Annotated in this window: 5 protein-coding genes; all 5 read right to left on the bottom strand. The window is 30.0% G+C overall.

The window, feature by feature from the left end:
* Positions 1-438 precede the first annotated feature (438 nt).
* Positions 439-1377 (bottom strand): GNAT family protein, encoded by a 939-nt coding sequence (locus tag JJD95_RS19435; protein ID WP_291645064.1) that lies wholly within the window; start codon positions 1375-1377, stop codon positions 439-441.
* Positions 1370-2554: a sugar MFS transporter gene (locus JJD95_RS19430; protein WP_291645062.1), complete on the bottom strand. Its 1185-nt coding sequence runs from the start codon at positions 2552-2554 to the stop codon at positions 1370-1372. The genes JJD95_RS19435 and JJD95_RS19430 overlap by 8 nt, the downstream gene beginning before the upstream one ends.
* A gap of 27 nt (positions 2555-2581) precedes the next feature.
* A complete protein-coding gene (locus JJD95_RS19425) occupies positions 2582-3337 on the bottom strand; it encodes a tRNA threonylcarbamoyladenosine dehydratase (RefSeq protein ID WP_291645060.1) in 756 nt (251 codons plus the stop codon).
* 139 nt (positions 3338-3476) lie between these two features.
* On the bottom strand, positions 3477-4721 hold the full coding sequence (locus JJD95_RS19420) for a DUF1015 family protein (protein WP_291645058.1): 1245 nt from the start codon (positions 4719-4721) through the stop codon (positions 3477-3479).
* 35 nt (positions 4722-4756) lie between these two features.
* Positions 4757-5668 carry a D-2-hydroxyacid dehydrogenase gene (locus tag JJD95_RS19415; RefSeq protein WP_291645056.1) on the bottom strand — a complete coding sequence of 304 codons (912 nt, stop codon included), beginning with the start codon at positions 5666-5668 and terminating at the stop codon, positions 4757-4759.
* Positions 5669-5878 lie beyond the last annotated feature (210 nt).

Genomic DNA, 5878 nt, shown 5'->3' with positions numbered 1-5878 from the left:
GTTGTTACTCAAGCTCATTACATACTATTTAGTCTTACGACTAAAATTTACTTCTTTTTACTAAAGTAATTAACTGGTTTAGCAAAATATTATTTTGCTATTCTTTACCTATTTCTCTGTTTAATTTTCAAAGACCAATTTAATTTGTCATCATGTGACGACTTCTACTACTTTACCAGTTGTTTAATCATTTGTCAACAGTTTTTTATTCTTTTTAATTGAATTCTCTGCTAACATGATTTTTTTATCGCTGCTAAACTGCAACTACATTTATTATTTTACCATAATAGTTTTTAAATATTTATATTTACACCATACTTACGAAGATATAAGCGTAAATTAATCTTGTTTCCTTGCTTATTCTACATTTTTCTCGTATTGATACACTAGGCATGGTATACATAACTATTTATACAAACCGAGCCTAAATGCTTGATTTTAACCTTTAACCTTATAAAAAACCATGTGATCTCTCCATGACCCATTTATATATAAATATTCTTCACTTATTCCAAGTTCTTTAAATCCACAGCTTCTTAGGACTCTTTGTGATTTTTCATTATCTATTAAAGTAGTTGCTTCTATTCTGTGTAACTCCAATTCCTCAAATGCATATTCCAATACAAGTTTAACTGCTTCTTTCATATATCCATTGCCTTGTTCTTTTTCATCTATAGAATAACCTATAAAAGCACTTTTAAAAACACCCATAACAATATTAGATATTCTTATTTTCCCAATAAATTTACTGTCTTTATATATACCAAAATTAATACCATTACCATTTAAAAACTGCTTATAACTCTCTCTTAAATTATGCTTTTGGTTATCTAAAGTGTAAAAACTTTCATCTCTAGAAGGTTCAAAACGCCTTAAAAATTCTCTGTTTCTTAATTGAAAATCTAACACCTCTTCTGCATCACCTTGAGTTAATGCCTGAATTTTAATGTTTCTACCTTTAATCGAAAGGTCCCTTTTTATTGAATTTCTATTAAAAACTAATGAATTTATACCAAATATAATTTCTGATTTAAATTCAGACTTAATTACTATACTATTTGTAATAACACCTTCTAACTCAAATCCTAAATCAGTAAAAGCTCTTATATTTATATTTTCATGAGCTATTACATTTACTTTATTTATCCCCATATTTTTAACCAAAATATTAAGTATAAGATTTAAAGCGTCTTTTAGATACTCATAACTTTCATTAGTATATTTATGGAATTTCAATCTAAACATACAAAACTTATTTTGTTTATCTAATTCCACTATAAATATTCTTCCTAGTATAATATAAAAATTATCTTTTATTACATACTCTCTTTCGTTTCCCTTTACAGCTTCTAAGTTCACATATTTACCCTTATTCATTACAAACCCCTTTTTCAACACTAAAATCTTTTGTTGTATTTATATAGATAAGATATATAAATGTAATTGATAATATTAAACTTATTGGAATCATATAAAATGCAAAATAAGTACCTATTATATCGTTTAGTCTACCTAATACCAAGTTAAGCAACATATTAACTAAAGAAGTTAATGTAACTATTAACCCTGTTATATAAGAAATATTCTGCTTAAATACCTTGCTTATTGTAAGTACAATAGTTGGAAAGGTAATTGCAAAAAAGAAACCAGAAATAGATATTATTATAAGACCATCTTGTCCAATGATGAGTCCAAAGGTAAACAAACACACTGCAGTTATTAAAGATGCCATAGTTGTTTTTAAGTAATCTAGTTTTTCAACTACAAATCCTCCAACTAACCTTCCTATACTAAATACAATTAAGAACATGACACTATAAAACGCACTCTTACTACTATTATAGTTATAGTTATCTTTTATATGATTCACGAACCAGCTTATCGTAGCTATCTCAGCAAATACATAAAATCCTAATGCAAACACATAGAAATAAACTATTTTATTTCTTAAAATCTCTAATACATTTATTTTGTTTTTTTCATTGTATTTATGAGTTTGAGGAATTTTTATAAAAACAGATATAATGAGTAGAATTAAAAACAAGATTGATATCCCTAAGTATATATTTCTCCAAGTATAACCCTTGGATATTAATATTCCACCTATTGCTTGACCAGATGCTCCACCCACACCGTAACAAAAATGAATTAGATTCATAAGAATAGCTTGATAACTTAGGATTAGTACTGGCACTAATGTATTTATAGCTATACTTGTGAGTGCTAACCCCATACTCATAATAAAAACACCTATTAAAAAAGTGGTATAGCCCTTTACTCCTGACAACAATACCAGTGATAGAAACATAAAGCTAAGACCTAATATAATAACCCTTTTTTGTCCTATTTTCTCGCAAAGTATTCCTCCAATATAGGAAAACAATACATATGCTAAAGAACCAATAAAGAGCATTATACCTATCCCAGTATTGTCTATGTTAAAATCCGATTTGAAAAATGGTATAAATATTCCTCTAGTGTTTTCAGCCATAGCATTTAGTGCCATAGCAATAAATATAAAAATTATAGCTATAACATTACTCTTATTTTTCAATTAATTTCCCCCTTATTCTTCTACGGGTTAGATATCCTTTATTAAATCCTTAACCACTTCTCCACCAATTATCATACCTGCTACTGGAGGGACAAACGATATACTCCCTGGAATTTGCCTTTTCATAGCACATTTTTTTGAACCTCCGGTGCATACGCAACCTTCTTTACATGTTATAACTTCATCTAGTGGCTTAATAGGAGTTTCTTCTGAATAAACTACCTTAAGACTTTCAACATTTCTCTGTCGAAGTTCATGTCTCATAACCTTCGCAAGTGGACACATTTTCGTATCATAAATATCAGCGACTTTAAATAAAGTTGGATCCAATTTATTACCTGTACCTAAACAGCATATAATACGTATATTATGTTCTCTGCAGAATTCTACTAGCGCTATTTTTGAAGTTACCGTATCAATAGCATCTACTACATAATCCGTATCTTCAGTAATTATATCTTCCATATTGTCTTCAGTTACGAATGTTTCATGAGTGGTAACCTCACATTCAGGATTTATGTCGAGTATTCTATCCTTCATTACTAAAACCTTACTTTTACCTATAGTTTTACGGGTAGCATGTATTTGTCTATTTAAATTTGTTAAACAAATTGTATCGTCATCTATTAATACCAATTTACCAACACCGGCTCTTACAAGTGCTTCAACTGTGTAACTACCAACTCCACCAATTCCGAAGACTATTACTTTACTTTCTTTTAATTTATTTAAACTATCCACACCTATAAGTAATTCTGTTCTTGACAATGAATGTTGTGCCATATTTTTTATCTCCCTTGCTACCTATATTAATTAAATCAAATTATTTATAATTTTATTATACCCTATAAATTTAAAAAGGCCACGCATATGCGTGGCTTTTCTTCCTACTTCTACATTTCTATTTTTTCATGTCATTAAATTATAGTTTGTGAACAAATATTCCACTTTGTAATTTTGGTTCAAACCAAGTTGATTTAGGTGGCATTGTTTTCCCTGCATTTGCTATATCCATCAAATCGTCCATAGTTGTAGCACACATAGAAAACGCAACACTCATGCCTTCATTAACTCTTCTTTCAAGTTCTCCAAGTCCTCTTATTCCACCAATGAAATCAATTCTTGAATTTGTTCTTGGGTCGTCAATTCCTAGAACTGGCTCTAGTAGATTTTTTTGAAGTATTGATACGTCTAATCTTTCAACAGGATCATTCATATCAAAAGTCCCAACTTTAGCTTCAAGTTTATACCATTTACCATCTAAGAACATTCCGTAAGTTCTTTGCACTTCTGGCTTAAATTGACCTTCCCCTGTATATAGAGTTATATCAAATTTTTCAGCTGCTTTATTCATAAATTCTTCTGTGGTGTTTCCGTTTAAATCTGCAACAACTCTATTATAATCCATTACATATAAATCATTGTCAGGGAATATAACTGATAAGAAGAAATTGAATTCCTCATTACCTTTGTATGATGGGTTTTCTTGTCTTCTTTTTAGTCCAACTTTAACAGCTGAAGCCGATCTATGATGACCATCAGCTATGTATAAATAATCTGTTTCAGCAAATATAGCTGATAACTTATTTATAACTTCTTCTTCATCTATAACCCAAATAATTTGAGATACACCATCTTCTGATTTAAAATCATATACTGCTTTTTTTGTTTCTGTCCAATTTTTTACTATAGCGTCTATTTCATCTTTATGTCTATATGTTAAGAATATTGGTCCAGTATTAGCATTTGTGTAATCGACATGATTAAATCTATCAAGCTCTTTATCAGCTCTTGTTAACTCATGTTTTTTAATTACATCATTTATATAATCATCAATTGAAGCACAAGCAACTATACCCGTTTGAGGTCTTCCATTCATTATTTGTCTGTAAATGTACAAACAAGGTTTTTCATCTTGCATATATACTTTATCACTAATCATTTTTTGAAGATTCTCCCTAGCTTTAAGATAAACCTTCTCACTGTGGAGGTCTATTCCAGGTTCTAAATCTACTTCTGGTTTATCAACATGTAAAAATGAATAAGGTTTACCTTTTACCATTTCTCTAGCTTCTTCACTGTTCATAACATCATAAGGAAGCGCTGATACTTTCTCTACTAAATCTAACTGTGGTCTGTATGTTTTAAAAGGTCTTACTACTGCCATTGTTATTCCTCCCTTAATATAATAATTTCATAAGTTTACTTAAAAAAATCGTAAATAATGTTTGTTATTTCAGTACCTATTCTTGTCTGAGCTTCCGCAGTTGCAGCTCCAATATGTGGTGTTACAGAAACTTTTGGATGATTAACTAAAGCTTCATTTTTAGTTGGTTCTTCAACATAAACATCTACTCCAGCTCCTGCTAATTTTCCATTATCTAAAGCATCTACTAACGCAACTTCATCAACTACCCCACCTCTAGCACAATTTATTAGGAATGCTCCATCTTTCATCATAGCTAACTCTTCTTTACCTATAGTAGCTCCTTTTTCTTTTAAAAATGGTATGTGTAATGACACATAGTCAGATTTTTTTAAAACATCATTTAATTCAAAGAATTCATATTCGTCACAATCCTTAGCTTTTCCTATTATATCTGTATATATAACTGTCATACCAAGCGCAGATGCTTTTTTAGCGAGGTGTCTTGATATTTTTCCAAATCCAATTAACCCCAAAGTTTTTCCATCAATTTCTACACCTTCATATTTTTTCTTATCCCATTTTCCTTGTCGCATAGTTACATTGGAAATATTAATGAATCTTGATACTGCAAACATATGAGCAAGAGCAAGTTCAGCTACAGATGCACTACTTGCATTGGGAGTGTTAGAAACTTTTATTCCTTTTTCCATAGCGTAGGCTACATCTATGTTATCTACGCCAACTCCACCACGTATTATAAGTTTTAATCTTCCAGTCTCTGCTGCTTTGTCAATTATTGGTTGTCTAATCTTTGTAGCAGATCTAACAACAACCACATCAAACTCTTGTAACATTTCACCTAAAATTTCAGGTTCATAAAACTTCTCAACAACTTCATAATCTTTAGATTTTAAATCTTCTATAGCATTTTTCTCCATACCATCAGTAACTAATATTCTCATCATAATAATCCTCCTATTTATATAAATCACATATATTAAAATATTTTTAATTACTTGTAAAAGCTAAATTAAGAAGAACAAAATCTCCCTACGGTCGAGTATTAAAGTGATGCTCCATTAAATAGTGTAGCATCACCTCTTAATTATCATATCTGAACCACATTCAATACATAAAGCAATAGGACTACCACTCTTCTTGTCAAATTCTTCTGG

It is taken from the genome of Clostridium sp., from assembly GCF_016650035.1.
Classification (GTDB): domain Bacteria; phylum Bacillota; class Clostridia; order Clostridiales; family Clostridiaceae; genus Clostridium_AD.
The sequence above is the reverse complement of the archived record's forward strand: the minus strand, read 5'-3'. Positions and strand labels throughout refer to the sequence as shown.